A 24,702-nucleotide genomic window follows, 5' to 3' on the forward strand; every position below is an offset into this window, starting at 1 on the left:
GGGCGTGCAGGTCCGCTCCACAGTAACGACCGCGGGAGGCGAGTGCGCCGGGTGGACGCGGGCGCTCCCGCCCACTCCGGGGCCGGGCCGCCCGCCTCGCGGACCGCGACCCTGACAGTCGGTAGGGTGCGGGCCATGCGCACTCTGTACCCCGAGATCGAGCCCCACGACTCCGGCATGCTCGACGTCGGCGACGGCCACTCGCTCTACTGGGAGGTCTCGGGCAACCCCGAGGGCAAGCCCGTCGTGTTCCTGCACGGCGGCCCCGGGGCCGGCACCTCGCCCGCCCACCGGCGGCTGTTCGACCCCGAGAAGTACCGCATCGTGCTGTTCGACCAGCGGATGTGCGGCCGCTCCACCCCGCACGCCGGCGAGCCGGAGGCCGACCTCTCGACCAACACCACCTGGTACCTGGTCGCCGACATCGAGCGCCTCCGCGAGCACCTCGGCGTCGAGCGCTGGCTCGTGCTCGGCGGCTCCTGGGGCTCGACCCTCGCCCTCGCCTACGCCGAGACCCACCCCGAGCGGGTCAGCGAGATCGTCCTCCGCGGGATCTTCACCCTCCGCCGCGCCGAGCTCGAGTGGTTCTACGAGGGCGGCGCCGCCGCGGTCTACCCGGACCTCTGGGAGGGCTACACCTCCGTCGTCCCGGCCGGCGAGCGGGGCAGCCTCATCGAGGCGTACTACCGCCTGCTCCACGACGCGGACCCCGCCGTGCACGGCCCCGCCGGTGTCGCCTGGACCACCTGGGAGGCGTCGACCATCACCCTCCTGCAGAAGCCGGAGCTGATCGCGGACTGGTCCGATCCCGTCTTCGCCCTCGCCTTCGCCCGCATCGAGAACCACTTCTTCGTGCACAGGGGCTGGCTGGAGGAGGGGCAGCTGATCCGCGACGCCGGCGTCCTCCGCGACATCCCGGCCGTCATCGTGCAGGGCCGCTACGACATGTGCACCCCGGCCTTCACCGCCTGGGACCTGCACCGGGCCTGGCCCGAGGCCGACTTCCGGATGATCGCCGACGCGGGCCACGCCTTCGACGAGCCGGGGATCCTCGACGCGCTGATCGAGGCGACGGACCGCTTCGCGTCCTGACGGGCGGGGCGGTCCGCGCCTCGCGGCCGGGATGCCCGGGCGCCCGTGCCTGAGCGTCCCGCGCCCGGTGCCGTCGTGTCCCGGGAGCGGGTCTACCCTGATCAGATGCGCGCGGACGACGCCTCCGGGATGGAGGACTGGCCCACCGGTCGGCTGCTCTCCACCGCCTCCCGGATGGTCGAGCACGCCTGGCACGGCGCCCTCGCCGAGATCGGCCTCACCCACGCCGGCCTGATCGTGCTGCACCTCCTGCAGGCGGGTCCCGTCGCGCAGAAGGAGCTGGCCGCCGCGGCCCACGTCGAGGTGCAGACCATGTCGCGCACCATCGAGCGCCTCGAGCGCGAGGGCCACGTCTCGCGCACCACGGATCCGTCGGACCGCCGCCGGCAGCTCGTCGCGCTCACCGACGTGGGCAGCGAGGCCTGGCGCCGGGCGCACCGCCTCGAGGTCGACATGTTCCCGGGCTCGCTCGAGCACGGCCCCCTGCGCGAGGCGCTGCTCGAGATCATCCGCTCGGCCAGCGAGTCGCGCTGGGGCTGACCGCAAGCCCGAGCGGAGCCCGTCCGCGGAGCGCTAGCTTCGTCGGCATGACCTTCAACGACGACTCCCAGCTCAGCGGCGGCAAGGTCCGCCGTCGCGGCCGCACCACCGGCATCGCCGTCGGCGGGGGCGCGGTGGGCGTGGTCGTGCTCGCGCTGCTCTCGCAGCTGCTCGGCGTGAACCTCTCGGGCCTCGGCGAGGTGTTCGGCGGAGGCGGGTCCTCGCCGGAGGGCGTCACCTCCACCGCGGTGGCCTGCGACAGCGGCGCCGACGCGAACACGCAGGTCGACTGCCGCCTCGAGGGTGCGGCCGAGTCGCTCGACCGCTACTGGGGCGAGCAGACTCCGACCCTCGGAGTCGCCTACACGACCCCGACCGGCGTCGACCTGTTCGAGGACAGCACCACCACCGGCTGCGGGAGCGCGACCGCCGCGGTCGGCCCGTTCTACTGCCCGCCGGATCGGACGATCTACCTCGACACCGACTTCTTCGACGAGCTGCGCACCCGGTTCGACACCTCGGGCGGATCGCTCGCGCAGATGTACATCCTCGCCCACGAGTGGGGCCACCACATCCAGAACCTGACCGGCGCGATGGAGTCGGCGGACCGCTCCGGCACGGGTCCCGAGTCGGACTCGGTGCGCCTCGAGCTGCAGGCCGACTGCTTCGCCGGAGCCTGGGTGGGCGACGCCTCGACGGTGCCCGACGAGACCGGCACGCCCTACCTCAAGCCGGTGACGGCGCAGGAGTACCAGGACGCGCTCGGTGCCGCGGCCGCCGTCGGCGACGACCGTATCCAGGAGCAGGCGACCGGCACCGTCGATCCCGAGGGGTGGACGCACGGCTCGGCCGAGCAGCGGCAGCGCTGGTTCGAGGCCGGCTTCGAGGGCGATGCCACCAGCTGCGACACCTTCACGGCCGCGCAGCTCTGACCGGACGCCGCTGAGGGCTCCTCGCCGCTGCCTGCGGACCCCCGCGGGTCAGGACACGGAGTCGGCCGGCTCCTCCATGTACCACTCGGTGAACGAGCGCGCCCGCCCGTCGGGGGCGAAGCGGATGACCCAGAGGTTCAGGTAGGTGCGGTCACCCGGGTAGACGGTGCGCGCCTCCACCACCGCGGTCTCCTCCGTCAGCGCGACCAGGCCCCACGCGAACGTCGGGTCGGCGGGCTCCTCCTCCGCCTGCCACCACTCCACGATCGCGTCGCGCGGAGTGATCGCGTCGCGGTGCGGCGCCGTGAAGTACTCGGCGTCCTCGGTGAACAGTGCGGCCACATCGGCCGCGTCGTCCGTGGCCCAGGCCTTCTCGTAGCGGGCGATCCAGCTCTCGATGTCGATCATCCGCCCATCCTCGTCCTGCCCGACGCGCGCGGGAAGGAGAAGGAGGGAACAAAGCGGCGCCCCGCGCCGTTGAGCCCCGAGCCGGTCGAAAGCAGAGCCGAGCGATACGATCCCGCCGACGACGGCCCGCCCGCCGCCGCGGTCCGGGTGCGCGTCCGCCGCCGACACGAAGGACCGCCGTGCCCGACTCCGACAGACGCTCCCTGACCCGCTCGCCGGACCCGCGCCTCATCACCGCCGTCCTCGCCTTTGCGGGGATGAGCGCCTCCTTCATGCAGACGCTGGTCGTCCCGATCCAGTCCGAGCTGCCGACGCTGCTCGGCGCCGACCGCACCGAGACCGCGTGGGTGATCACCGCGACGCTGCTGAGCGCCTGCATCCTCACCCCGGTCTCGGGCCGCCTCGGCGACCTCTACGGCAAGCGGCGGATGGCTGTGGCCGCGCTGGTCGTCCTCGTGATCGGCTCGATCGTGTGCGCCTTCGCGGGCGACGTGTGGACGCTGGTCGTGGGCCGGGCCCTCCAGGGCGCGGTGATGGGCGTCATCCCGCTCGGCATCTCGATCCTCCGCGACACCCTCCACCGCGACCGGCTCCCCGGCGCGATCGCCCTGGTCAGCGCGACCCTCGGCATCGGCGGCGCGCTCGGCCTGCCGCTCAGCGCCCTCATCGCGCAGAACACCGACTGGCACGTCCTGTTCTGGATGTCCGCTGGCCTCGGTGTCCTCGACATCGTCCTCGTCCTCCTGGTCGTGCCGGTGTCGACGCTGCGCTCGCCCGGCACCTTCGACGTGGTCGGCACGATCGGCCTCGCCCTCGGACTGAGCGGCGTGCTGATCGCCGTCTCGCGCGGCAACGACTCCGGCTGGACCAGTCCCGCGATCCTGGGCTCCGGCCTCGGCGGCATCGCCGTCCTGCTCCTCTGGGGCTGGTACGAGCTGCGGCAGGAGAGCCCGCTCGTCGACCTCCGGGTGGCAGCCCGCCCCGCCGTCCTCTTCACCAACCTCGCCTCGGTGGCGGTCGGCTTCGCGTTCTTCGGCGCCCAGATCACGCTGCCGCAGCGCCTCGAGCTGCCGACCGCGTCCGGCGTCGGCTTCGGCCTGAGCCTGATCGTGGCGAGCCTCGTGCTCGCGCCCTCGGGCCTGGCGATGATGGCCACGTCCCCCCTCGCCGCCCGCCTCTCGGCGCAGTCCGGGCCGCGGCTCGTGCTGATCGCCGGCTCCGGGCTGATCGCGGTCTCGTACCTGCTGATCCTCCCGTTCGGCGGCGAGGTGTGGCAGATCCTGGTGATCAACGCCCTCATCGGGGTCGGCCTGGGCCTCGCCTACGCCGCGATGCCGACACTCATCATGCACGCCGTCCCCGCCTCGGAGACCGCGGCCGCGAACGGGCTGAACTCGCTGATGCGCACCCTCGGCACGACGCTCTCCTCCGCCGTGACCGCGGGCGTGCTCGCGCAGCTGACCGTGTCCGTCGGCGACGTGCAGCTGCCGAGCTCGCAGGGCTTCGAGACCACGTTCGTGATCGGCGCGATCGGAGCGCTGGTCGCCGTCGCCCTCGGCCTGCTCATCCCGCGGGCGCCCCGCCCGGAGGCGCGACCCGCTCTGCCCTGACCGGACCGCGTCGTCGGCCGCGAGTGCTCCTCGCTGAGGAGACCTGGTCCCGGCCGGCGACGCGCGGCCCGCTACTCGTCCTCGAGCAGCATCCGCTCGATCTGCAGCTCGCGCAGCCTCGTCGAGGCCTGCAGGTTCTCGCGCGCGGCGAGCACCAGGCGGCACAGCAGCACCAGCAGCACGATCGCGAGCACCGCGACGGCCGTCACGACGACTCCGTACAGCGCGGTCAGGACTCCCCAGGTCTGGATCATCCCTCGACGCAACGGAGCCGCGCCCGCCCTCGCGTCCCCCGCTCGGCGGAGAGCGCGGGGCGGGGCGGGCAGCCGGTGCAGGGGCAGTGGACGCGCAGAGCCCGGCCCGCGACGGCTCAGCCCGCGAACGCCCCGCGGTACGCCCGCGCCGGGTGCGTCGCCGGCAGCTCGTCCGTCCCGAACAGCTTGCGGCGCAGCGTCCCCTCGGCGTACTCGGTCTGCGCGAGGCCCCGCTCCTGGAGCACCGGCATCACCCTGTCGACGAACTCCTCGTAGCTGCCGGGCAGGATCCAGTTGACGACGTTGATCCCATCGATCCCCGCGTCGCGCCAGCCCGCCAGGTGGTCGGCGATCTGCTCCGGAGTGCCGACGACCCGTCCGCGCAGCTTCGCCGAGAGCCGGGCCAGATCGCGGACGGTCGGCTCGCGGTCGGGGGAGGCGTCGCGGATCCACTGCAGGTGGCTCTGGCCGGCGTAGGTCTCGATCGCCGAGAGCGGCAGGTCGGGGTCGAGCCTCTCGCCCGTCGCCGGGTCGAAGCCGAGGTTCGAGTGCACGAGGAAGGCGTCGGAGGAGAGGTACTCGTCGATCTCGCGCTCGGCGCGGCGCGCCTCCTCCTCCGTGTCGCCGGTGATGAAGGAGAGCCCCAGGTAGAAGGAGGGTGCTCCCGCTCCGCGACCGGCCGCCGCGGCGAGGGCCCGCGTGTCCTCGATCAGCTCGCGGGTCTTCTCCGGCGACCCCGAGAACACGAACTGCGCCTCCGCGTTCCGCGCGGCGAAGCGCCGTCCCGCGGGGGAGGAGCCGGCCTGGAAGAGCACGGGCGTGCGCTGGGGCGACGGAGCCGAGAGGTGCGGCCCCTGCACGCGGTAGCGCTTCCCGACGTGGTCGATGCGGTGGATGCGCGCCGGGTCGGCGAAGGAGCCGCTCTTGTCGCGCAGGAGCGCGCCGTCATCCCACGAGCCCTCCCACAGCTTGTAGACCACGTCGAGGTACTCCTGCGCCCAGGCGTAGCGCTCGTCGTGCTCCTCGAGCCGGTCGTAGCCGAAGTTGCGGGCCGCGCCGTCGAGGGCGCTGGTGACGATGTTCCAGGCGATCCGCCCCTTCGAGAGGTGGTCGAGGGTCGAGACCTTGCGGGCGAAGTCGAACGGATGCGACTGCAGCACCGAGCTCGTGAACGCGAAGCCGAGGTGCTCGGTGCTCACCGCCAGGGCCGAGAGCAGCACGGACGGGTCGTTGCTGGGCAGCTGCAGCCCCTCGCGGGCGTTGACGTCCCAGTCGCCGTCCGCCGGCCCGTAGAGCCCCGCCACGTCGGCGAAGAACATCGCGTCGAAGCGGCCGCGCTCCAGCGTCCGGGCGAGGTCGACCCAGAGCTGCACGTCGTCGAACTCGTGCTGCCGGGCGTCGGGGTGGCGCCAGAGGCCGTGCTGGATGTGGGAGGCGGTGTTCATGACGAACGCGCAGAAGCGCAGCGGGCGGGGCTCGGTGATCACGCTCCCAGGCTAGGCCGGGCGCCTCCCACCGGTCTCGAACGACTCCGCGCGTAGGGTGTCCGACTGTGGAATCCCGCATCCCCGAACCCGCGCACGCCGTCCCTCCGCTGACGGACGCCGTCGCCGAAGCGCTCGACGCCACCACCGTCGCCGAGATCCGCGCCCTGCGCGACGACTTCGCGCGCTTCATGCTCCAGTACAAGTTCGGGATGGACGAGATCGTCACGAAGGTGTCGATCCTGCAGGAGGAGTTCCGCGAGCTGCAGGAGTACAACCCGATCGAGCACGTCACGAGCCGGCTCAAGTCGGCCGACAGCCTGATCGAGAAGATCGAGCGCAAGGGCTGCGAGACGACCTTCGACGGCATCGCCGACGCGATCACCGACATCGCCGGCGTGCGGATCACCTGCAGCTTCGTCTCGGACGTCTACCGCGTCTTCGACCTGCTCACCTCGCAGTCCGACGTGACGGTGCTCGAGGTGAAGGACTACATCGCCGAGCCGAAGGAGAACGGCTACAAGAGCCTGCACGCGATCGTCGAGGTGCCCGTGTTCCTCTCCGGCGGATCGGTCGACGTCTGCGTCGAGGTGCAGTTCCGGACCATCGCGATGGACTTCTGGGCGAGCCTGGAGCACAAGATCTACTACAAGTACGACCGCCAGGTCCCGCAGGAGCTCCTCGACGGCCTCGCCGACGCGGCCCGCACCGCCGCCACCCTCGACGCCGACATGGAGCGCCTCCACCGCCAGGTCCGCGGCCCGCTGCCCGGGGCGCGCACCTACGACGTCTGACGCGCCGCCCCACGCCCCCGATCGGGCCGCCCCGACTCCTGCCGATCGAGCACCCCGCGCAGCGGGCCTCTCGAGATCCCCCTACGGAGTCAGCAGCGGCAGCAGCGCCAGCAGCAGCACCGCGGAGCCGTTCAGTGTCGCGTGCGAGACGATCGCCGCTCCGAGCCGCCCGGTGATCGTCGCGATCCAGCCGTGCGCGAGTCCCGCGGTGACCGTGGTCACGCCGAGCGTCACGATCGTCGCCGGGTTCACCATCTGGTGCCCGTGCAGCAGGGCGAAGACCGCCGTGGACGCCAGGATGCTGAACACCATCGCCCAGACCCGGCGGCCGCGGGTGGGCGGCGCCGACTCCGCGGAGCCCCGGAGCATCCGGTTCCGCACCGCGCGCATCACGACGCCGCGGCAGAGGACCTCCTCGACCAGCGGCGCGACGACGACGGGGATGAGGACCGAGCTCAGCACGAACCACAGCGGGTCGGGGTCGATGTCGAGGTTCCCCTGCGCGTCCTGGAGGAGCGGAGCGAACGCGGCGAGCACGAACAGGATCACGACGCGCACCGCGATGCCGAGCCCGATCCCGATGGGCACGTCGATCCAGCGGAACCGCAGCCCGAAGTCGGCCGCCATCGTGCCCAGCCCGCGGAGCCGAGACGCCGCGAACGGGACGATCAGCGCGACGAGGTAGCTCGCGAGCGCCCCCGCGAAGGCGAGTCCGGCGGAGTAGGGGAGCACGCCGAACCCGAACAGCAGGATGAGCACGGCCAGCGGCAGGACGATCCCGACGATCGTGAGCACGGCGGTCGGCAGGCCCCAGCGGACCCGAGGATCGGGCAGGTAGAGGAGGGAGGAGTAGGGCGCCTGGACCGAGGGGAGAGGCTCGGCCGGCCACGAGGGCGCTGCAGCGGAGTCGGGCGCGAGCGTCGCGGGATCGGGCGGCGGGAAGGCGTCGGGTTGCATGGCCAGGCCAGCCTACGCAGACCGCCTGGACGGGATCCGGGCCGCAGTCACTGCTCGGCGCGGGCCGGAACGGGAGGGATGTGCGGCGGATCGCGACGGCGGGGACCTCCGGGTACGAAGAAACCCCCGCCATGTAGAAGCTAGGCGAGGGTTCCAGTGGCTCCGACGGGCGTCGATCCCGTGACCTCACGATTTTCAGTCGTGCGCTCTACCAACTGAGCTACAGAGCCGTTGCGACGTGATGTCGCTGGAGAGGTGATCTCCTGAAAAAGGCCCTTCCTCTCGGAAGGGCCTCTTTGCGACCCTGACGGGACTTGAACCCGCGACCTCCGCCGTGACAGGGCGGCACGCTAACCAACTGCGCTACAGGGCCTCGTTGCGAAGACAAGCATACTGCCTTCGAGGCTGTTCTATTTTCACGCCCCGACCCTCTCGAGCCGATGCACTTTCCGGTGGTGCTGGTACTTCTGGTGATGCTGGTAGTACCGACCCATCCGTGACCCCAACGGGATTCGAACCCGTGCTGCCGCCGTGAAAGGGCGGTGTCCTAGGCCACTAAACGATGGGGCCGGAGACTCGCGGGGCGACCCTGCGGCCGACCCCCCATGACTACCGACACGCAAGCATAGGGGGCCGCGGCGCAGGATGCAAAATCGACGGTTCCGCAGGCGGCGTGCACCCCGTCCGGGGTTGACCCGGGTCTAGGAGATCGGGCAGGGCCGCGGTTAGGGTGGGGCGGAATCGCTCTTCCCCCCACCCGCGCGCCGGAGCCGCACCGCCGCGGAGGGAGGGCCCCCTATCCCCGAGGTCCCATGCCCCACTCCCTGCGCCGTCCGCGTCCCGCCCGCCTCCCCGGCGCGCCGCGACTCGGGCGACTCCGAGGTGCTGCCCTGGCCTCCGCCGTCGTCGCGCTCGTCGCCGGCCTGCTCGTCGCCACTCCCGCCCAGGCGGTCGAGTACCCGTCGTGGGCCGACGTCGAGGCGGCGAAGGGCGACACCGCCGCCGCCGCCGCTCAGGTCGACCGGATCACGTCCCTGATCGGCGACCTCCAGAGCGAGGTCGCCTCCGCCCAGCAGCTCGCGCAGCAGCGCGGCGACGAGCACTTCGCCGCTCAGCAGGCGTTCGACGAGGCCTCGGACCAGTCGAAGAAGCTCGAGGACCGGGCCGCCGCCAGCGCCGAGGAGGCCGACAAGGCCTCGCAGCAGGCGGGCCTGCTCGCCGCGCAGCTCTACCGCAGCACCGGCACCGACCTGTCCGTCAACATCTTCCTCGACCAGAAGGCCGGCCAGGCCGACCAGCTGCTGTCGAAGATCGGGAGCATGACCAAGCTGGTCGAGCGCTCCTCCGCGATCTACGAGCAGGCCAGCACCGCCCGCAACACCGCATCCTCCCTCGCCGACCAGGCCGAGGTCGCGCAGACGGAGCGCGAGCGCCTCCGCGTCGCCGCCGAGCAGAAGCTGGCCGAGGCGACCGCCGCCCAGGAGGCGTCCGAGGCCGCGCTCGCCGAGCAGCAGGAGCAGAGCGTCGTGCTCGAGCAGCAGCTCGCCGCGCTCCGCGACACCGAGTCGAAGACCGTGGCCGAGTACGAGGCCGGCGTCGCCGCCCGCGAGGCCGAGCGCCTCCGGAAGCTCGCCGAGGAGGAGGCCGCCCGCCAGGCCGCCGCCCAGGCCGAGGCCGCGCGCCGCGAGGCCGCCCGGGCCGCGGCCGCGTCCAGCGGCGGCAGCGGCGGCGGGTACGTCGCCCCCTCGGGCGGCGGCGGCTCCAGCGCCGTCAGCGACTCCGGCTGGGTCCGCCCCGCCGGGGGCCGCATCACCGGCACCTTCGGCCCGCGCGACAGCATCTCGACCGGCGGAGGGTCCTCCGGCTCGTACCACCGCGGCACCGACCTCGCGGGCGGCTGCGGCATCCCGATCTTCGCGGCGCACAGCGGCACCGTCTCCTACGCGGGCCCCAACGGCACCTACGGCAACTGGGTGCTGATCGACCACGGCAGCGGCATCAGCACCGGCTACGCCCACATCATGTCCGGCGGGATCTACGTCCGCGTCGGCCAGCAGGTCCAGGCGGGCGAGCAGATCGCCGCCGTCGGCTCGACCGGCGCCTCCACCGGCTGCCACCTGCACTTCGAGACCCGCGTCAACGGCTCCGCCGTCGACGCCCAACCTTTCATGGCCCAACGAGGAGTCACCCTTGGCTGACGCACAGACGACCGCACGCACCTTCACCCCGGCACCCCGGGAGCGCGCCTGGAAGGGCCGCCTCCCGCTCGTCATCTCCGCCGCCTTCGCGGTCACGGCGGTCACCGCGTCCCTCGGCATCACCCCGGCCCTCGCCGACGACGCGAAGTACCCCTCGTGGGACGACGTGCAGAACGCCAAGAAGGACGAGGCGAGCAAGCAGGCCGAGATCGACTCGATCACCGGCCTCATCGCGAGCCTGCAGACCGCGGTCGACGAGAAGTCGATCACCGCGATGAAGAAGGCCGAGGCCTGGCGCCAGGCCAAGGAGGCGCTCGACGCCGCTGCGAAGGCCGTCGCCGACCTCGAGGAGAAGGCGACCACCGCCTCCGCCAAGGCCCAGACCTCGAAGATGCGCGCCGGCCTGCTGGCCGCGCACCTCTCTCGCGCCGCCGGTGGCGACCTCTCCGCCAGCCTCGTGGCCAAGGGCAAGGACGCGGGCGACCTGCTCTACCAGCTCGGCGCGATGTCGCAGCTCTCGGAGCAGTCGCAGAAGGTCTACGCCGACGCCCTCGCCGACAAGCAGAACGCGGAGTCGCTCGGCGACCAGGCCGACCTCGCCGTCACCGAGCACCAGGCGCTCTCGGACGAGGCCGACGCCGCCCGCAAGGACGCCGACGCCGCCGCCGAATCGGCCCGCTCGTCGCTCTCGGCGCAGGAGGAGAAGTCGCAGGAGCTGGTCGCCCAGCTCGCGCTGCTGAAGGACTCCTCGGTCGAGGCCGAGACCCAGTACCTCGCGGGCGAGCAGAAGCGCCAGGCCGACGAGGCCGCCGCTCAGGCGCAGGCCGAGGCGGAGGCCGCCGCTCAGGCGCAGTCCACCGCCCGCTCCGCCCAGCAGCAGTCCTCGGCGCAGGCCGACACCGCCGCCCCGTCGCGTCAGACCGCGTCCCTCCCGCAGCCCGCCGCGCCGCAGCCCGCGCAGCAGCAGCCGGCTCCGGCTCCGGCTCCGGCTCCGGCCCAGCCCGCTGCTCAGCCGATCGCCCAGCCGGCGGCTCAGCCGCTCCCGCAGCCGGTGACCGCTCCGGTCCTGGTGCCGACCAGCGGCGCCGTCGAGAACGCGATCTCGTACGCGATGGCTCAGCTCGGCGAGGAGTACGTCCTCGGCGGCATGGGCCCGGACCAGTGGGACTGCTCGGGCCTCACCAAGGCCTCGTACGCGTCCTCGGGCATCTACATCGGCACCCACTCGGCGACGAACCAGTACAACACCATGGCCGGCGCCGGCAAGCTCGTCCCCTACAGCCAGCGCCAGCGCGGCGACCTGATCTTCTGGGGTGGCGGCGGGGACTACTACCACGTGGCCATCTACCTCGGGAACAACCAGATCATCGAGGCCGCCGACTACGGCAAGCCCGTGCGCATCTGGAACACCTGGGGCACGCCCGCCGGCATGGTCGGCCGCCCGGCCGCCTGAGCCGCGGCCACACAGCACAACGAGAGAACCCCCTCCTGTCGAGACGACGGGAGGGGGTTCCTTCGTTGATGCGAGGGGTCAGTGACCCTCTTCGGCCAGCTTCTTGATGCCGTCCTGGACGATCTGCTCCGCCTCGGCGGCGTCGCCCCACGCGTCGACCTTGACCCACTTGCCGGGCTCGAGGTCCTTGTAGCGCTCGAAGAAGTGCTTGATCTCGTTCTTCGTCTGCTCCGGGACGTCGCCGATGTCCTGGATGTGCTGCCAGCGCGGGTCCTTCGCGGGGACCACGATCACCTTCGCGTCGGAGCCGGCCTCGTCGCTCATGTTGAGCACGCCGACCGGGCGGACGGAGACGCCCACGCCCGGGAAGACGGGGTACTCGAGCAGCACCAGCGCGTCGACGGGGTCGCCGTCGAGGCCGAGGGTGTTCTCGAAGTACCCGTAGTCCGTCGGGTAGACGAAGGAGGTGAAGAGCACGCGGTCGAGGTAGACGCGACCGGTCTCGTGGTCGACCTCGTACTTGTTGCGGCTCCCCTTGGGGATCTCGACGACGACGTCGTATGCGGCCATGCTCTCTCCTTGAGTCGGTGGCGCCGTGAGCGGCGCATCGGCGGACGGATCGGCCTCCGGAACGCTCGCGCGGGTGCGCGCGCGGGAGGGGCGGATCGCTGGCATTACGTTACTTGATGTGCCCGATCGCCCCCGCCTGACCCCCGCCGTCGCCGATCTGCGGCGGGCGGTGCGCGAGAGCCTCGACGGGCTCGACCCCGGAGCGCTGGTGCTGGTCGCGCTGAGCGGGGGAGCGGACTCGCTCGCGCTCGCGGCGGCGGTCGCCTTCGAGGCCCCGCGGGGCGGGAGGCGGGCCGGCGCGGTGATCGTCGATCACGGGCTGCAGGAGGCGTCGGCGGAGGTCGCGCGGCGGGCCGCGGAGCAGGCGCACGCGCTGGGGCTCGCGCCGGTGCTGCGCGAGGTGGTGACGGTGTCCGCCGAGGGCGGTCCGGAGGCGGCAGCCCGCAGCGCGCGCTACCGCGCCTTCGACGACGCGCTGACCGCGACGGGCGCCGCCGCGATCCTCCTGGGCCATACCCTCGACGACCAGGCCGAGACGGTGCTGCTGGGGCTCGCCCGCGGAGCCGGTGCGGCCTCGCTGCACGGGATGGCGCCGGTCAGCGGGCCGCTGCGTCGGCCGATTCTGGGCCTGCGGCGCGAGACGACCCGCCTCGCCTGCGCCGACCAGGGGCTCGTGCCGTGGGACGACCCGCACAACGACGACCCCCGCTACTCGCGGGTCCGGGTGCGGAACCGCGTGCTGCCCGTGCTGGAGGACGAGCTGGGGCCGGGAGTGGCCCAGGCTCTGGCGCGCACGGCCGAGCAGCTGCGGGAGGACGGGGACGCGCTCGACGCGCTCGCCCTCGACTGGGCGCTCGAGCTGGTGGGCCAGGACGAGGCGGGGCACGTCACGGTCGACGCGCGCGGGCTCGCCGCGGACCCGCCGGCGCTGCGGCAGCGGATCATCCGCCTGGTCGTGGCGAACGAGTTCGGAGTCGCGCTCTCGCGCTCGCAGACGCTGGCGGTCGCCGCGCTGGTCACCGACTGGCACGGCCAGAAGGGCGTCGACCTCCCCGGCGTCCTCGCCACCCGCCGCGGCACCACCCTCGTCTTCGCACCCGCGGCCCCCTGACCCCGTCCCCGCGACGCCGGTCTCCGCGAGATGCCCGACCCCTCCCCGCGAGATGCCGCTCCGGCACGCGACTCGCCGACGGAGGTGTACCGGAGCGGAGTCTCGCGGAGGGGAGAGGGGGGCCGGTCACCCGTAGAGTGGCCGGGTGGAAGCAGCCGACATCGCCGACGACATCACCGAGGTCCTCTACACCGAGGCCGAGATCCACGAGCGGATCCGCGACCTGGCCCGCGCCATCGAGCGCGACTACGCGGGTGAGAACCTGCTCATCGTCGGGGTGCTGCGCGGCGCCGTGATGGTGATGGCCGATCTGGCCCGCGAGCTCAAGCTCGACATCGTCATGGACTGGATGGCCGTCTCGTCCTACGGGAGCGGCACCAAGTCCTCCGGCGTGGTGCGGATCCTGAAGGACCTCGACTCCGACATCACGAACCGCAAGGTGCTGATCGTCGAGGACATCATCGACTCCGGCCTCACGCTCTCGTGGCTGCAGGGCAACCTCCGCAGCCGCGGCGCCGAGTCCGTCGAGATCTGCGCGCTCTTCCGCAAGCCCGCGGCCGCCAAGGTCGAGGTCGACGTGGCCTACGTCGGCTTCGACATCCCGAACGAGTTCGTGATCGGCTACGGGCTCGACTACGCCGAGCGCTACCGCAACCTCCGCGATGTCGCCGTCCTCGCCCCGCACGTCTACGAGTAGCGCCGCGGACACCGCTCAGGAGAGCCTCGAGCGGCTCTTCGCGGTGCCGCTGCTGGGCTACCACATGAGCTACCCGACCTCGCTGCGGGCCGACCTCGAGTTCAACTACTGGTGGCTCGCGCACGCGATCGACGCGGCCGTCGACGCCTTCGAGCGCACGGGCGACGAGGCGCACCTGGAGCGGGCCCGGCGGATCCATCGCGCGATCCGCCTCCGCAACGGCGGGCGCCTGGTCAACGGCTACTTCGACGACATGATGTGGCTCGGTGGCGCGCTCGCCCGCCTCGGGGAGGCCTCGGGCGACCCGCGCTTCCTCGACCGGGCCGACCGCCTGTGGCGCTTCGCCGTCGCGAAGGGCTGGAACCTCCGGCACGGGGCGAGCCTCGCCTGGCGCCGCCGGCAGCTGGACTACAAGAACGCGCCCGCGAACGGCCCGTTCGCGATCCTCGGCGCGCGCCTGGATCGGCTGCGGCCCGACGGCCGGGAGGAGCTCTCGCGCGCCGCCCTCGACTGGATGCACGTGCGCCTCCGCGACGACGACACCGGCTTCGTCGCCGACGGCATCGGCCGCGAGGGAGGCTCCGCGCGCGACGACTGGGCCTTCAGCTACAACCACGCCGTCTACATCGGCGCGGCGCTCGCCCTGCACCGCCTGCGGCCCGACCCCCGCCTGGTCGCCCACGCCTCCCGCACGGCCGAGGACCTGCTGGACCGGCTCGCCCCCGACGGCGTCTTCGTCGACCAGGGATCGGGGGACGGCGCCCTGTTCGGCGGCATCGCCTACCGGCACCTCGTCGACCTCGCCACGACGAGCGGAGTCGCGCCCGCGGTGGCCGCCCGCCTCCGCCGCTTCGTCGCCGGCAGCGTCGCCGCGCTGCAGAGCTCGAGTGTCCGCCGCGGGGTGGTGCTGGCCGGGCCCCGCTGGGACGCGCCTCCGTCGCTGCCCGCCACGCTCTCGGCCGAGATCGGCGCCGTGCTCGCCCTGGAGGCGTCCGCGCGACTGGACCGGTCGCCGGTGCCGTCAGACTGACGGGGTGAAGGCACCCGAGAAGCGCACCGTCGCCGTCGTGATCAACCCGAGCAAGTTCGACGACGTCGGCGCCGCGGAGGACCTGGTCGCGACGATCGCGCGCCGCCACGGCTGGAACGAGCCGCTCTGGTTCGAGACCAGCCCGGGCGACTCCGGTGCCGCCGCGGCCCGCGCCGCGCTCGAGGCGGGCCCGGACCTGGTCTGCTCGATGGGCGGCGACGGCACCGTCCGCGCCGTCGCCACGGTGCTGCGCGGGACCGGCGTCCCCTACGGCCTGCTGCCCAGCGGCACGGGCAACCTCCTCGCGCGGAACCTCGGGATCCCGCTCGGCTCGCTGCCCGAGGCGGTGGAGATCGCCCTGCTCGGGCAGGACCGCGCCATCGACGTGGGCACGGCCGCGTTCGACGACGGCGAGGAGCGGGTGTTCATGGTGATGGGCGGGGTGGGCCTGGACGCCGAGATCATGGACAAGACGGACGAGGAGCTGAAGAAGCGGGTGGGCTGGGGCGCCTACTTCGCGGCGGGGGCGCCGGCGATGTTCAAGGCCGGATTCGAGGTGACCCTCACGATCGACGGCGCTGAGGAGCCTCCGCAGCGCTGCTTCATGGTGCTGGCCTGCAACTGCAGCTCCGTGGTCGCGAACATCGAGCTGGCCGCCGGAGCCGTGCTCGACGACGGCGACCTGGAGCTGGTGCTTCTGCGTCGGCGCTTCGGCCTCGCGCTGGACGTGGCGACCGGCAACCGCAACGGGCTCGCCTCGCTCCGGCAGTGGCCCGGCCGCGAGTTCTCGTTCGAGCTGGACCAGCCGGTGCTCGCCGAGCTGGACGGCGATCCGGTCGGCCGCACCCGCTCCGGGCGCTTCGGCGTGGATCCGGGCGCCCTGCTCGTGCGCCTGCCGGTGCCGACGCCCCGGAGCCCGGGACTGACTCCGCACGACTCGGTGATCGTCGACACGTCCGCCATCGCGACGCTGCTCCCGGAGCCGCCCTCCTCCTGACGCTTGCGCGCTCTTCTTTACGGTTGTAAGTTATCTGACGGACGTAAAGAAGGCGCTTCTCGCGCCGGGAAGAAGGACCCCGTGACCGATCCGCGGCTCACCCGCTCGCGCGAGCTCCTGCTCACCGCGATCACGACGGCCCTCGACCGCCCGGGCGACGACCAGCCCTCCATCACGGAGCTCTGCGGCGCCGCGGGCGTCAGCCGCCCCACGTTCTACCAGCACTTCGGCGATGTGCCGTCCCTGATCGAGGCCGCCGCGGTGGAGCGGATGCACGCGCTGTTCGGCGACGTCGCTCCCGGCACCGCCCCCGCCGACTGGGAGGGCGCGGTCCCGCGCATCGTCCGCGGCCTCCTCGATGGCCTGCTCGTGCACGCCGACTTCTACCGCCGCGTGCTGAGCGGAGGGACGGCCCGCGCCGTGCAGGAGTCGGTCGTCGCGTTCCTCGCGCAGCGGCTCCTCGCCTTCTCGCCCCTCGCCGAGCGCGGATCGGGCGGCGGCGACCACGCCCGCGTCGAGCGCTTCGCCGTCCTCCTCGCCGCCGGCACCACCTGGCTGGTCGTCGGCTGGCTCCTCGACGGCGACGCCCGCCGTCCCGTGGCCTCGGCCTCCGCCGACATCGCCGAGCTCCTCGTCACCGGAGTCGCCTCGCCGCGGCTCGCCGCCCTGCACTCCACGAAGTAGAAGGACCATGACCACCTCCCCGCTCCGCCGCGCCCTGCGCGCCGTGAACCCGCGCCTCGTCGTCGTCTTCGCCGCGATCGCGCTCATCCCGCTGATCTACGCGGGACTGCTGACCTCGGCCAACCTCGATCCCACGCACCACCTCGACACGGTGCCCGCCGCGATCGTCAACGAGGACACCGGCGCGACTGCCTCGGACGGCTCCGCGCTCGCCCTCGGCGACGACCTGACCGAGCAGCTCACCACCGACACGTCCGGCTCGGACTTCGCCTGGACGGCGACCGGTGCCGACGAGGCGTCCCGCGAGCTCGCCTCCGGCGACGTCCTCGCCGTGCTGACGGTGCCGGCCGGCTTCTCGGCCGACGTCGCCTCCGTCGGCGGCGACGACCCCGCCGCGGCCGTGCAGGCGAAGCTGTCGATCGAGACGAACGACGCGGCCAACCTGATCGTCGGCAACATCGCCTCCACCATCGGCACCACCGTGACGAGGACGCTGGAGGAGAAGGTCGGCGCGACCTACCTCGAGAACGTCTACCTCGGCTTCACCGACGTGCACTCCAGCCTCGAGCAGGCCGCCGACGGCGCCGCTCAGCTGGCGGACGGCGCCGGGACCGCCGCGTCCGGCTCCTCCGAGCTGGTCGTCGGGCTCGCGCAGCTGCAGGACGGCACCGCGCAGCTGGCGACCGGCGCCGACTCCCTCCGCTCGGGCGCGGGGAGCGCGGCCTCCGGAGCGTCCGACCTCTCGTCGGGACTCCAGCGGATCGCGAGCGGGACCGGGCAGCTGCCCGACCAGGCGGCGGCGCTCGACACGGGAGCCCGCACGGTCGCCGACGGCGCCCAGCAGCTCGACGGCGGAGCGGCGTCGCTCGCCTCGGGCGCCGCCGACCTCGCCGCGGGGACGTCGACCCTGAAGGACGGCGCGGCCTCGGCGGCGTCCGGCGCCGAGGCGCTGGCCACCGGGTCCGCCTCCCTCTCCGACGGAGCGGGGAAGGCCCTCGCAGGAGCCCAGCAGCTCGCGACCGGCGCGGGAGCGCTCGCGACCGCCACTCCGGGACTCGCCACCGGAGCGACCGGAGTCGACTCCGGCCTCGCCTCCCTGCTCTCTCGGTACGACTCGCTGTCCGACGCCCAGCGCGTGGCCGAACTGACCGCCCTCGAGCAGGGTGCGGCCGCTCTCGCGGGCGGAGCCGCCTCGGCGGACGCGGGCGCGCAGACGCTCGCCTCCGGTGCGACCGCGCTCGTCGGCGACGACGGCAGCGGACTGACGGCGCTCGCCGCCGGTGCCGCCACGGTCTCGGGCGGAGCCGCCGACCTCGCGACCGGCACCGCCGCTCTGTCCACCGGGGCGACCTCCGCCGCAGACGGCGCCCAGAAGCTGCAGACCGGTGCGCAGGCCCTCGCCCAGGGAGCTGCGACCCTCGACGGCGGAGCCGCGCAGGTCGCCGGCGGAGTGGACACCCTCTCCGGCGCGGTCGGCCCGCTCACCAGCGGGATCGCCTCCGCGGCCGCCGGCGCCTCCGACCTCGCCTCCGGGACGGCCGCCCTCGCGACGGGCGCGTCGGACCTCGCGGACGGCGCCGAGACCGCCGCGACCGGCTCGGCCGACGCGGCCACCGGTTCGCAGGAGCTCGCCGACGGGATCGACTCCCTCGCCTCCGGATCGCGCACCCTCGACACGAAGCTCTCGGACGGCGCGGACGACGTGCCCACCTACACCGGCGAGCAGGCGCAGGAGCTCAGCACCGTCGCGGCCGCCCCGGTCGGGATCGACGCCGAGCGGATGAACCGCGTGCCGTCCTACGGCTACGGCCTCGCCCCCTACTTCATGGCTCTCGCGCTCTGGGTCGGCGCGCTGGCCTTCTACCTGATGAGCGCCCCGCTCAGCTCCCGCCTCCTCGCCGCGCGCCGTCCCGCCTGGGTCATCGCGCTGCGCAGCTACCTGCCCGGCGCGCTGATGGCGGTCGCCCAGGGCGTCCTGGCCGCGCTCGTCATCCGCTTCGGAGTGGGCGTCGAGGCGTCGAACCTGCCCGGGCTGATCGGGATCGCCGTGCTCACGAGCCTCACCTTCGTGGCGATCAACCAGGCGCTGATCGCGCTGCTGGACGCCCCGGGTCGGTTCCTGGCGCTGCTGATGATCGTGCTGCAGCTGTCCTCGGCCGGAGGCACCTACCCGGTCGAGACCGCGCCCGCCTTCTTCCAGGCGATCCACGGGGTGCTGCCGCTGACCTGGACGGTGGAGGCGTTCCGCTCGCTGATCGCCGGCGGCAGCATCGGAGTCGCGCACGCGGTCCTGGTGCTCGTGCTCTGGCTGGTCGGGGCGCTCGCCGTGACCGTGCTGGCCGCCGCCCGCCGCCGCCGCGGCCTCGTGCCCGCCCTCCGCGACCCGGAGCCCCTCCTCGAGTCGGCCTGACCCGGGCCGGGCGGGCCCGGCCTGTCCGCGTCTGCCGCCCCTTCTCGCGGCGGCCCCGCCCGGACACCTTCGCCCCCTCCGAGACCGCAGTTGTCGTCGCTGTCGAGCTCGAGTGCGACAACTCCTGCGTTCTCGCGGCGCGCCCCGCCCGGACACCTTCGCCCCCCACCGAGACCGCAGTAGTTGTCGCTGTCGAGCTCGAGTGCGACAACTCCTGCGCTCTCACGGCGCGTCCCCACCGCCGAAGCGCCGATCCCCGCGACCTCCACCCGCAAGGCAGAGGACGCGGACCGGGAAACGCGTGCCAGCGTTTCCCGGCAGTCCGACGCACCCCGCTCTGCGAAACGCACCATCTCGCGAAGCCGACCGCGCGCGGGGATGCGGCCCGCCGCATCCCCGCCAGACCACACAGCCCGCGGCCGTTCGGCCCACGGCGAACGCGTGGGCGGCGCTCAGAGTGCGGGAGGTAGCCTGGCAGGCACAATCTCCTCGTCAGAAAGGCGCCGGGTGTCGCACCCGCAACAAGCATGAACGTGAAGCGCATCTTCCGGGGTCCCATCCTCTACGTCGTCCTGGCGATCGTCGCGGTGTGGATCGGCTCCTCGCTGATCACCATGTCCGGCTTCCGGCCGGTCACGACGCAGGAGGGTCTCGACCTCCTGAAGGACGGCAAGGTCGACTCGGCGAAGATCGTGGACGGCGAGCAGCGCGTCGATCTCACGCTCAAGCAGGCCGACGGCGACAACGGCACGCAGGTGCAGTTCTACTACGTGGCCCCTCGCGGCGCGGAGGTCGTCGACGCGGTGTCCGCGGCGGATCTCGGCAGCACCGGCTACAACGACGAGGTCCCGCAGACCAATTGGTTCCTCTCGGCTCTCGGCTTCCTGCTCCCCATCCTGCTGATCGGCGCGTTCTTCTGGCTGATGCTCTCGGGCATGCAGGGCGGCGGCAACCGCGTCATGCAGTTCGGCAAGTCGAAGGCGAAGCTCGTCTCGAAGGAGTCGCCCAAGGTCACGTTCGGCGATGTCGCCGGCGCCGACGAGGCGATCGAGGAGCTGCACGAGATCAAGGAGTTCCTCAAGGAGCCCGCGAAGTTCCAGGCCGTCGGCGCCCGCATCCCGAAGGGCGTCCTGCTCTACGGCCCTCCCGGCACCGGCAAGACCCTGCTGGCGCGCGCGGTCGCGGGCGAGGCGGGCGTCCCCTTCTACTCCATCTCCGGATCGGACTTCGTCGAGATGTTCGTCGGCGTCGGCGCGAGCCGTGTCCGCGACCTGTTCCAGCAGGCGAAGGAGAACTCGCCGGCCATCATCTTCGTCGATGAGATCGACGCCGTCGGCCGCCACCGCGGCGCCGGCATGGGCGGCGGTCACGACGAGCGCGAGCAGACCCTCAACCAGCTGCTGGTCGAGATGGACGGCTTCGACGTCAAGACGAACGTCATCCTGATCGCGGCGACGAACCGTCCCGACATCCTCGACCCCGCGCTGCTGCGTCCGGGCCGCTTCGACCGCCAGATCGGCGTCGACGCCCCCGACCTGCTCGGCCGCAAGCGGATCCTCGAGGTCCACGGCCGCGGCAAGCCGCTCGCCGGCGGAGTCGACCTCGAGGTCGTCGCCCGGAAGACCCCGGGCTTCACCGGCGCCGACCTGGCCAACGTCCTCAACGAGGCCGCGCTGCTCACCGCCCGCTCCAACGCGCAGCTGATCGACAACCGCGCGCTCGACGAGGCCATCGACCGCGTCATCGCGGGGCCGCAGCGCCGCACGCGGGTCATGCGCGACAAGGAGAAGCTGATCACCGCCTACCACGAGGGCGGACACGCTCTGGCGGCGGCGGCGATGCGCCACACCGACCCCGTGACCAAGGTCACGATCCTGCCGCGCGGCCGCGCCCTCGGCTACACGATGGTGCTCCCGCTGGAGGACAAGTACTCCACGACCCGCAACGAGCTCCTCGACCAGCTCACGTACGCGATGGGCGGCCGCGTCGCGGAGGAGATCGTCTTCCACGACCCCACCACCGGAGCGTCGAACGACATCGAGAAGGCGACCTCCATCGCCCGCAAGATGGTCACCGACTACGGCATGTCCGCGAACGTCGGAGCGGTCAAGCTCGGCCAGTCGTCGGGCGAGATGTTCCTCGGCCGCGACATGGGCCACCAGCGCGACTACTCCGAGCAGATCGCCGAGACGGTCGACGCCGAGACGCGCCAGCTCATCGAGCAGGCGCACGACGAGGCGTGGCAGGTCATCAACGACAACCGCGACATCCTCGACCGCCTCGCGATGGAGCTGCTCGAGAAGGAGACGCTCGACCACGACCAGCTGGCCGAGATCTTCAAGGACGTCCGCCGCATCGACGAGCGCCCGCAGTGGCTCTCGAGCGACAAGCGCCCGCTGTCCGACCTGCCGCCCATCGCGGTCCCGGTCGCCAAGGCGCCGATCGACTCGGGTGCGACCGACGGGGGAGTCTCCTCCGCCGGTGCCGACGAGGTCGCGCCGAAGCGCCCGCCGCTGATCAACCCGCGCCCCGCGACGGCGTAGCGCGCGCGTGCCCGTCGACAAGGCGCGCATCGAGGCGGCCGTCGCCGAGATCCTCGCGGCCATCGGGGACGACCCGGGCCGCGAGGGACTCCTCGACACGCCGCGGCGGTTCGCCGAGGCGTACGAGGAGTTCTTCGGCGGGTTCGACGACGACGCCGCGGCCCAGCTGACCGAGACGTTCGCGGTGGTCGAGGGCGGCCAGGAGTCGCCGCTCGACCAGACGGTGATCGTGCGCGACCTCGCCTTCCGCTCCGTCTGCGAGCACCACCTCCTGCCGTTCCTCGGCGTCGCGCACATCGCCTACCGGCCGCGCGAGCGGGTCGTCGGCCTCGGCCGGCTGCCGCGCGTGGTCGAGACGGTCGCGTCGCGACCGCAGATCCAGGAGCGGATGACCGAGCAGATCGCCGACGCGCTCGAGCAGGGCCTCGCTCCCGAGGGAGTGCTCGTCGTGGTCGACGCCGAGCACGGCTGCGTGCGGATGCGCGGGCCGCGACAGACCGCGAGCTCGACCGTGACGGTCGCCGCCCGAGGCTCCCTCGCCGACCCGGCCGCCCGCGCCGAGATCATCGCGCTGATCGGCGCCGCGCGGGGGGAGTGACGTGGCCACCACCGTCGCCGACCTCACGCCGACCGGCCGCGCCGCGCTCCTCGGGATCCTCAACGTCACTCCGGACTCGTTCAGCGACGGCGGACGCTGGCTGTCCGTCGACGACGCCGTCCGCCACGGCCTCGACCTGACCCGGCCCGCCGGGGACGGACCCGCCGCGTTCGGCGCGGACCTGGTCGACGTCGGCGGCGAGAGCACCCGCCCCGGTGCGGCGCGCGTCGACTCCGCCGCCGAGCAGGGCCGCGTGCTGCCCGTCGTCCGCGCCCTCGCCGCGGAGGGGGTGCGCGTCAGCATCGACACGATGAGCGCTGCCACAGCGGAGGCCGCTCTGGACGCGGGCGCCGTCGTCGTCAACGACGTCTCCGGCGGCCTCGCCGATCCGCGGATGCTCCCGCTCGTCGCCGAGCGCGGCGCCGTCTACATCGCGATGCACTGGCGCGGGCACAGCGCGGGCATGACCGCTCTCGCCTCCTACGGCGACGTGGTGGCGGACGTCCGCGGCGAGCTCGAGCGCCGCGTCGACGCCGCCCGTGAGGCCGGGATCCGGGACGACCGCCTCTTGCTCGACCCCGGCCTCGGCTTCGCGAAGGTCGGCGCGCACGACTGGGCGCTGCTGGCAGGGCTCGACGCGATCGTCTCGCTGGGCTTCCCGGTCCTGGTCGGCCACTCGCGCAAGCGGTTCCTCGCTCCGTTCGCCCCCGCCGGCGCCCCGGCCGCCGAGCGCGACGAGGTCTCCGCCATGCTGAGCCTCATCGCCGCCGAGCACGGCGCCTGGGGCGTCCGGGTCCACGACGTCCGCTCGTCCGCCCGTGCCCTGGCCCTCGCCGCCCGACTCCAGGAGGAGACCCCGTGACCGCGATCGACCCCGCCGCCCTCGCCGTGCGCGACTCCATCACCCTCACCGGGCTGCGCGTGCGCGCGCACCACGGCGTCTTCGACTTCGAGCGCGAGAACGGACAGGACTTCGTGATCGACGCGACGGTCTGGCTCGACACCGCGCCGGCGGCCGAGGGCGACGCGCTGGCCGAGACGGTGCACTACGGCGAGCTCGCGATTGCCCTGGCCGACGCGGTGACCCGCGACCCGGTCGACCTCATCGAGACCCTGGCCGAGCGCCTCGCCCGGGTCGCCCTGGGCTTCGCCGCCGCCGACGTCGTCCGCATCACCGTCCACAAGCCGGACGCGCCGATCCCGCTGCCGTTCGAGGACGTCGCCGTGCAGATCACGAGGACCCGCTCGTGAGGCCGCGGCAGGAGCGCGTCCGCCCGGTGCGCCACGTCGTGCTCGCGCTCGGCAGCAACCTCGGCGACCGCCTCGCGCACCTCGAGGAGGCGCTGCGGGCCCTCGCCACGACGCCGGGCCTGCGCATCGAGGCGGTGTCCAAGGTCGTCGAGTCGCCCGCGTGGAAGCCCGAGGGCGTCGACGAGGACGCGCCCGGGTACCTCAACGCGGTCGTGACCGGCTCGACCGTCCTCGAGCCCGACGACCTGCTCGCGGCGACGGCGGCGATCGAATCGGCCGGCGGCCGGATCCGCGGCGAGGGCGAGGAGCGCTGGGGCGACCGGACCCTCGACATCGACGTGATCGCGGTCGGCGGCGTGCTCCGCGACGACCCGCACCTGACCCTCCCGCACCCGCGGGCGGCCGAGCGGGCGTTCGTGCTCGAGCCCTGGCTCGACGTCGAGCCGGCGGCGGTCCTTCCCGGAGCCGGACCTGTGGCCGAGCTGCGCGCACGGGCGACCGACCGCGTGACCGACCACCCGGCCGGGCTGACCTGGCCGGGGCGCGACTCCGCCCGCGGCAGCACCGCCGACCCCGAGAGCAGGACCCCGTGAGGCGCACCCGCATCAGCACCCTGCTCGGACTCGGCCTCGCCGGGGCCGTCGCGGGGTTCCTCCTCGACCTCGCGATCGCCGCCGCCGGCCGCCCCGTGCTCATCCCGCCGCTGACGGTTCCGCTGACCCTGATCGTGGTCGCGGCCCTCGTGCTCGGCTTCGCCGTCCCGATCCACCGCGCCACGAAGGGCACGCTGCGCCGGCCCATCGATCCGTTCCGGGCGATGCGCGTCGTGGTGCTGGCGAAGGCGTCCAGCCACGTCGGTGCTCTGCTGCTCGGAGCCTCCGGCGGCATCCTGGTGTACCTGCTGAGCCGTGCGATCCCTTCGCTAGGCTCCGTGTGGCAGGACGTCGCGACCATCGTGGGTGCGCTCGTCCTGCTGGTGGCCGGCCTGGTCGCCGAGCACCTGTGCACCATCCCGCCGAGCGACGACGACGACACCGCCGTAGGCGAGGTGAACCACGCCTGACGCCGACGCCCGGACCGCCGCGGGCA

24 protein-coding genes and 3 tRNA genes are annotated in these 24,702 nt (G+C 73.1%); 19 read left to right on the plus strand and 8 right to left on the minus strand.

What is annotated here, in order from left to right:
- The first annotated feature begins 135 nt into the window (after nt 1–135).
- From pip to C5C35_RS00960, 3 genes are all read left to right on the plus strand, one after another.
- Nucleotides 136–1,092, plus strand: coding sequence for a prolyl aminopeptidase (pip, locus tag C5C35_RS00950; RefSeq protein WP_104226020.1), 957 nt, complete (start codon nt 136–138; stop codon nt 1,090–1,092).
- A 105-nt stretch (nt 1,093–1,197) separates the two neighbouring features.
- Entirely contained in the window at nt 1,198–1,632 is a 435-nt protein-coding gene (locus C5C35_RS00955; RefSeq protein ID WP_104247849.1) for a MarR family winged helix-turn-helix transcriptional regulator, read from the plus strand.
- A gap of 47 nt (nt 1,633–1,679) precedes the next feature.
- Nucleotides 1,680–2,564, plus strand: a complete 885-nt coding sequence (locus C5C35_RS00960; protein WP_104249694.1) for a neutral zinc metallopeptidase — start codon at nt 1,680–1,682, stop codon at nt 2,562–2,564.
- 48 nt (nt 2,565–2,612) lie between these two features.
- Here the strand turns inward: C5C35_RS00960 and C5C35_RS00965 are convergent, their stop codons facing one another.
- Entirely contained in the window at nt 2,613–2,972 is a 360-nt protein-coding gene (locus tag C5C35_RS00965; protein ID WP_104262337.1) for a nuclear transport factor 2 family protein, read from the minus strand.
- A 179-nt stretch (nt 2,973–3,151) separates the two neighbouring features.
- Here C5C35_RS00965 and C5C35_RS00970 point away from each other — a divergent pair, with 179 nt between their 5' ends.
- Nucleotides 3,152–4,582, plus strand: a complete 1,431-nt coding sequence (locus C5C35_RS00970) for an MFS transporter (RefSeq protein WP_258062342.1) — start codon at nt 3,152–3,154, stop codon at nt 4,580–4,582.
- A 71-nt stretch (nt 4,583–4,653) separates the two neighbouring features.
- Here C5C35_RS00970 and C5C35_RS00975 read toward each other — a convergent pair whose 3' ends face one another.
- Both C5C35_RS00975 and C5C35_RS00980 read right to left on the minus strand, forming a co-directional pair.
- Entirely contained in the window at nt 4,654–4,836 is a 183-nt protein-coding gene (locus tag C5C35_RS00975) for a hypothetical protein (RefSeq protein ID WP_104224402.1), read from the minus strand.
- Nucleotides 4,837–4,952: 116 nt separating this feature from the next.
- Nucleotides 4,953–6,281, minus strand: a complete 1,329-nt coding sequence (locus tag C5C35_RS00980) for an NtaA/DmoA family FMN-dependent monooxygenase (RefSeq protein ID WP_374953110.1) — start codon at nt 6,279–6,281, stop codon at nt 4,953–4,955.
- A 230-nt stretch (nt 6,282–6,511) separates the two neighbouring features.
- Here C5C35_RS00980 and C5C35_RS00985 point away from each other — a divergent pair, with 230 nt between their 5' ends.
- Nucleotides 6,512–7,114: a GTP pyrophosphokinase family protein gene (locus tag C5C35_RS00985; protein ID WP_104224409.1), complete on the plus strand. Its 603-nt coding sequence runs from the start codon at nt 6,512–6,514 to the stop codon at nt 7,112–7,114.
- Between the two features lie 81 nt (nt 7,115–7,195).
- On the opposite strand, the gene C5C35_RS00990 is transcribed toward C5C35_RS00985, so the two are convergent.
- From C5C35_RS00990 to C5C35_RS01005, 4 genes are all read right to left on the minus strand, one after another.
- The gene (locus C5C35_RS00990) at nt 7,196–8,071 is read right to left on the minus strand and encodes a CPBP family intramembrane glutamic endopeptidase (protein ID WP_104262338.1); all 876 of its coding nucleotides are present in this window, start codon (nt 8,069–8,071) and stop codon (nt 7,196–7,198) included.
- Between the two features lie 157 nt (nt 8,072–8,228).
- A tRNA-Phe gene (locus C5C35_RS00995) sits at nt 8,229–8,301 on the minus strand.
- 69 nt (nt 8,302–8,370) lie between these two features.
- Nucleotides 8,371–8,444, minus strand: a tRNA-Asp gene (locus tag C5C35_RS01000).
- Nucleotides 8,445–8,568: 124 nt separating this feature from the next.
- Nucleotides 8,569–8,641 (minus strand) — tRNA-Glu (locus C5C35_RS01005).
- Between the two features lie 242 nt (nt 8,642–8,883).
- On the opposite strand from C5C35_RS01005, the gene C5C35_RS01010 reads away from it, so the two are divergent.
- Both C5C35_RS01010 and C5C35_RS01015 read left to right on the plus strand, forming a co-directional pair.
- Entirely contained in the window at nt 8,884–10,269 is a 1,386-nt protein-coding gene (locus C5C35_RS01010) for a peptidoglycan DD-metalloendopeptidase family protein (protein WP_104262339.1), read from the plus strand.
- Nucleotides 10,262–11,722 (plus strand): NlpC/P60 family protein, encoded by a 1,461-nt coding sequence (locus tag C5C35_RS01015; protein WP_104262340.1) that lies wholly within the window; start codon nt 10,262–10,264, stop codon nt 11,720–11,722. The genes C5C35_RS01010 and C5C35_RS01015 overlap by 8 nt, the downstream gene beginning before the upstream one ends.
- 78 nt (nt 11,723–11,800) lie before the next feature.
- On the opposite strand, the gene ppa is transcribed toward C5C35_RS01015, so the two are convergent.
- Nucleotides 11,801–12,292: an inorganic diphosphatase gene (gene ppa / locus C5C35_RS01020; RefSeq protein ID WP_068255683.1), complete on the minus strand. Its 492-nt coding sequence runs from the start codon at nt 12,290–12,292 to the stop codon at nt 11,801–11,803.
- A 118-nt stretch (nt 12,293–12,410) separates the two neighbouring features.
- On the opposite strand from ppa, the gene tilS reads away from it, so the two are divergent.
- From tilS to C5C35_RS01080, 12 genes are all read left to right on the plus strand, one after another.
- Nucleotides 12,411–13,403, plus strand: coding sequence for a tRNA lysidine(34) synthetase TilS (gene tilS / locus C5C35_RS01025; protein ID WP_104262341.1), 993 nt, complete (start codon nt 12,411–12,413; stop codon nt 13,401–13,403).
- Nucleotides 13,404–13,548: 145 nt separating this feature from the next.
- Nucleotides 13,549–14,100: a hypoxanthine phosphoribosyltransferase gene (hpt, locus tag C5C35_RS01030; protein ID WP_104224109.1), complete on the plus strand. Its 552-nt coding sequence runs from the start codon at nt 13,549–13,551 to the stop codon at nt 14,098–14,100.
- The gene (locus C5C35_RS01035) at nt 14,066–15,130 is read left to right on the plus strand and encodes a glycoside hydrolase family 76 protein (RefSeq protein ID WP_104262342.1); all 1,065 of its coding nucleotides are present in this window, start codon (nt 14,066–14,068) and stop codon (nt 15,128–15,130) included. Before hpt ends, C5C35_RS01035 begins: the two co-directional genes overlap by 35 nt.
- Nucleotides 15,131–15,134: 4 nt before the next feature.
- Nucleotides 15,135–16,127, plus strand: coding sequence for a diacylglycerol kinase family protein (locus tag C5C35_RS01040; protein ID WP_104234307.1), 993 nt, complete (start codon nt 15,135–15,137; stop codon nt 16,125–16,127).
- 81 nt (nt 16,128–16,208) lie between these two features.
- Entirely contained in the window at nt 16,209–16,811 is a 603-nt protein-coding gene (locus C5C35_RS01045; protein ID WP_104262344.1) for a TetR/AcrR family transcriptional regulator, read from the plus strand.
- Nucleotides 16,812–16,818: 7 nt separating this feature from the next.
- Nucleotides 16,819–19,221 carry a YhgE/Pip domain-containing protein gene (locus C5C35_RS01050; RefSeq protein ID WP_104262345.1) on the plus strand — a complete coding sequence of 801 codons (2,403 nt, stop codon included), beginning with the start codon at nt 16,819–16,821 and terminating at the stop codon, nt 19,219–19,221.
- A 527-nt stretch (nt 19,222–19,748) separates the two neighbouring features.
- Complete coding sequence (ftsH, locus tag C5C35_RS01055; protein WP_104224104.1) at nt 19,749–21,764, plus strand: ATP-dependent zinc metalloprotease FtsH; 2,016 nt, start codon at nt 19,749–19,751, stop codon at nt 21,762–21,764.
- A 7-nt stretch (nt 21,765–21,771) separates the two neighbouring features.
- Nucleotides 21,772–22,362: a GTP cyclohydrolase I FolE gene (folE, locus tag C5C35_RS01060; RefSeq protein WP_104224103.1), complete on the plus strand. Its 591-nt coding sequence runs from the start codon at nt 21,772–21,774 to the stop codon at nt 22,360–22,362.
- Between the two features lies 1 nt (nt 22,363).
- Nucleotides 22,364–23,224 (plus strand): dihydropteroate synthase, encoded by an 861-nt coding sequence (gene folP, locus C5C35_RS01065; RefSeq protein ID WP_104224102.1) that lies wholly within the window; start codon nt 22,364–22,366, stop codon nt 23,222–23,224.
- The gene (gene folB, locus C5C35_RS01070) at nt 23,221–23,613 is read left to right on the plus strand and encodes a dihydroneopterin aldolase (protein ID WP_104347803.1); all 393 of its coding nucleotides are present in this window, start codon (nt 23,221–23,223) and stop codon (nt 23,611–23,613) included. The genes folP and folB overlap by 4 nt, the downstream gene beginning before the upstream one ends.
- The gene (gene folK / locus C5C35_RS01075; RefSeq protein WP_104224101.1) at nt 23,610–24,206 is read left to right on the plus strand and encodes a 2-amino-4-hydroxy-6-hydroxymethyldihydropteridine diphosphokinase; all 597 of its coding nucleotides are present in this window, start codon (nt 23,610–23,612) and stop codon (nt 24,204–24,206) included. Before folB ends, folK begins: the two co-directional genes overlap by 4 nt.
- Entirely contained in the window at nt 24,203–24,676 is a 474-nt protein-coding gene (locus tag C5C35_RS01080) for a DUF3180 domain-containing protein (protein ID WP_104224100.1), read from the plus strand. Before folK ends, C5C35_RS01080 begins: the two co-directional genes overlap by 4 nt.
- Nucleotides 24,677–24,702: the final 26 nt, after the last annotated feature.

Origin of the sequence: Rathayibacter sp. AY1F8 (assembly GCF_002932165.1) — a bacterium.
In the GTDB taxonomy this organism is placed as follows: Bacteria; Actinomycetota; Actinomycetes; order Actinomycetales; family Microbacteriaceae; genus Rathayibacter.